Raw genomic sequence first — 2522 nt, 5'->3', positions numbered from 1 at the left:
TATATGGATTAAGAACCTGGGTAGAATATGGATTTCGACAGTGTAAACAAGAGCTAGGCTGGACAGATTACCGTTTCACCAATTTTCAACATATTGAGAGGTGGTGGGAGATTATTTTTTGTGTTTACACGATGATTAGTTTAAATTCTTCCGTCTTATTAGGCTTAAATCAATCTCGTCAACTTGAGACTGAGGCACAAGATCTGAGTGATGTTGATTTTTCTAACCATCCGCAATGGAACCATGAATCTGGATGGAAGAATGCTTTAAATAATCTGCGTCTCATTATCCAACCACTTTTACTATTTTGGTTAATTTATCCTTGGTTAAGTATTTTCCCTAATTCACATTTGTTACTGGGATTCAATCATTTAATTGCCGCAATGAATCAATTTAAACCCTATTATGCTTCTGGATGATTTAGCTCCTGAACTACTTGCTTATTCCGGAAAGTGACAGAAGAGGGGTATTCTTAGCACGACAACAATAACCGATGCAATTGCCGTAACATTATCACTTTGCCCTGTTACTTGTGTAATGAGAATGACAACTGCGATCGTAGTTAGATTGTCGTGGTGATTTCGTTGAGCTCGATCTGCGCGTTCAACCCAAGGTGGAACCTCAGGCATTTTTTCGCGGTTTCCCATTCCCCAACTGATATCTGAGTAAGCTACACGAGCTAGCGCGGGAATATGATTTAATGGAATCGACCAGAGCGCCAGAATTAACAGACAAATTAAGTCAGGTGTCATTAAATTAAGAAAACGATATTAACCTGATTTTAAGATACTGATGTTATTCAATACAAGTCCAAATTCACCGAAAATAGTTAATTTTTAGTGCCTCAAAGGATAACTCATTGCCTACAATTTACAGCAGAGTTCAAGTAGATGAAATATGCAACTTCAATCTCAAAAGCCAAGTAGAAAGCCAGTTTTGCTTTTAAATTCTGACTTTTGAATTCTCAATTTTGCTGTATATTTATTCGTAACAACGAACTTTTGGTGAAAACTTTGCTGACTCTGCTTTTTTAGTTTTTTTGACTTTTGATAACTCTACCAGGACTAATAAAGGAAATTCCTTGTTGATAGTCAGTACCAATCATCACTGCTTCTACTATTGGCTCAGATATTTTTGTTTGAGCGACCCATTCTACAATAAAGTTTGCTCCTAAACCTCCGCTGCTGTCATTTCTATTCACAAAAAAATCATAAGAAGCTAGCGCATCAAGTTGAATTGGACGCTCCAAATATTGCTTAACTAATTTACCATCTGAGTCATAGTAGCGTACAGAAGTAACGATCAAAGAATTAGTTAAATCTGTATTCCGAATACTAAGTGTAACTGCTAAATTGAAAATCTCGCGCCGATTGTGATGATATATATGGGAATAAACAGGAACATAGATAATTTGACCTGTTGCTATCTTGAAGTTTTTATCTAGAGTAATTGTCTTCGGAGATGGAGTTGCCAAAGCAGTCACATTTGGGGTTGTTGCTGGAATATTGGATGATTTACAAGATGCAAGAACAACAACAATAACTGCAAAATAAAAATATTGATATAGCTTCATTAAAACTATTTACAGCTTTGAATAAAATCAAAAATTAATAATTAAAGTGAGTCCAAAAAATAAATTATCTTTCTTGGATTTATTGACTGCCAACAGTCAAAGGCAAACATTGGTATTTCTGGGTATTTTATATATTTTACTCAGACATTATAAGCCCCGGTCTTGCAGAGCGATCGCAAAATTAGAGGTGATTTATAAAGTAAACCTTAAATTGTCGGGTGCTTAACGCTCGGACATCATCAAGTCTAAAAGTAGCTTTTTGCCACTCTCCACTCCTCGCTTACAAGTCTGAAGACTGCCATAGTTCTGGACTTGTCCCACTACATCAGTGACTGTGAAATAAGTAAAACTAATAGCAAATATTAACGTTACAAAACTTAAAGTACTTGATTAATTTTTGTAAAGTAGTGTAAATTACTTACACAGGCGAAAACAAACACGCCTAATACATAAACAAAAAATCGCAATCATAAAACCATGACAGCAACCTTACAACAGCGCCAAAGCGCCAACATATGGGAGCAGTTCTGCAACTGGATCACCAGCACCAACAACAGACTATACATCGGCTGGTTCGGCGTACTGATGATCCCCACCCTGTTAGCAGCAACCACCTGCTTCATCATCGCCTTCATCGCCGCACCTCCGGTTGACATCGACGGCATCCGCGAACCAGTAGCAGGTTCCTTACTTTACGGCAACAACATCATCTCCGGTGCAGTAGTACCTTCCTCCAACGCCATCGGTTTACACTTCTACCCAATTTGGGAAGCAGCATCCTTAGATGAATGGCTGTACAACGGCGGCCCTTACCAACTGGTAATCTTCCACTTCCTCATCGGCGTATTCTGCTACTTAGGACGTGAGTGGGAACTCAGCTACCGCTTAGGAATGCGTCCTTGGATTTGCCTAGCATTCTCCGCACCCGTAGCAGCAGCCACCGCAGTAT

General features: G+C 38.7%; 2 protein-coding genes and 2 pseudogenes. 2 read left to right on the top strand and 2 right to left on the bottom strand.

The window, feature by feature from the left end; genetic code table 11:
• Positions 1-419: pseudogene (locus I8752_RS22045) on the top strand (IS701 family transposase); the annotation flags it as partial.
• A gap of 21 nt (positions 420-440) precedes the next feature.
• Here I8752_RS22045 and I8752_RS22040 read toward each other — a convergent pair.
• Positions 441-752: an MAPEG family protein gene (locus I8752_RS22040; RefSeq protein ID WP_214434413.1), complete on the bottom strand. Its 312-nt coding sequence runs from the start codon at positions 750-752 to the stop codon at positions 441-443.
• Between the two features lie 278 nt (positions 753-1030).
• On the bottom strand, positions 1031-1573 hold the full coding sequence (locus I8752_RS22035; RefSeq protein WP_214434412.1) for a DUF3124 domain-containing protein: 543 nt from the start codon (positions 1571-1573) through the stop codon (positions 1031-1033).
• 477 nt (positions 1574-2050) lie between these two features.
• On the opposite strand from I8752_RS22035, the pseudogene I8752_RS22030 reads away from it, so the two are divergent.
• Positions 2051-2522: pseudogene (locus I8752_RS22030) on the top strand (photosystem II q(b) protein); the annotation flags it as partial.

This window comes from Dendronalium phyllosphericum CENA369 (assembly GCF_016056275.1).
Classification (GTDB): Bacteria; Cyanobacteriota; Cyanobacteriia; order Cyanobacteriales; family Nostocaceae; genus Dendronalium; species Dendronalium phyllosphericum.
This window is presented reverse-complemented; position numbering and strand designations above follow the sequence as displayed.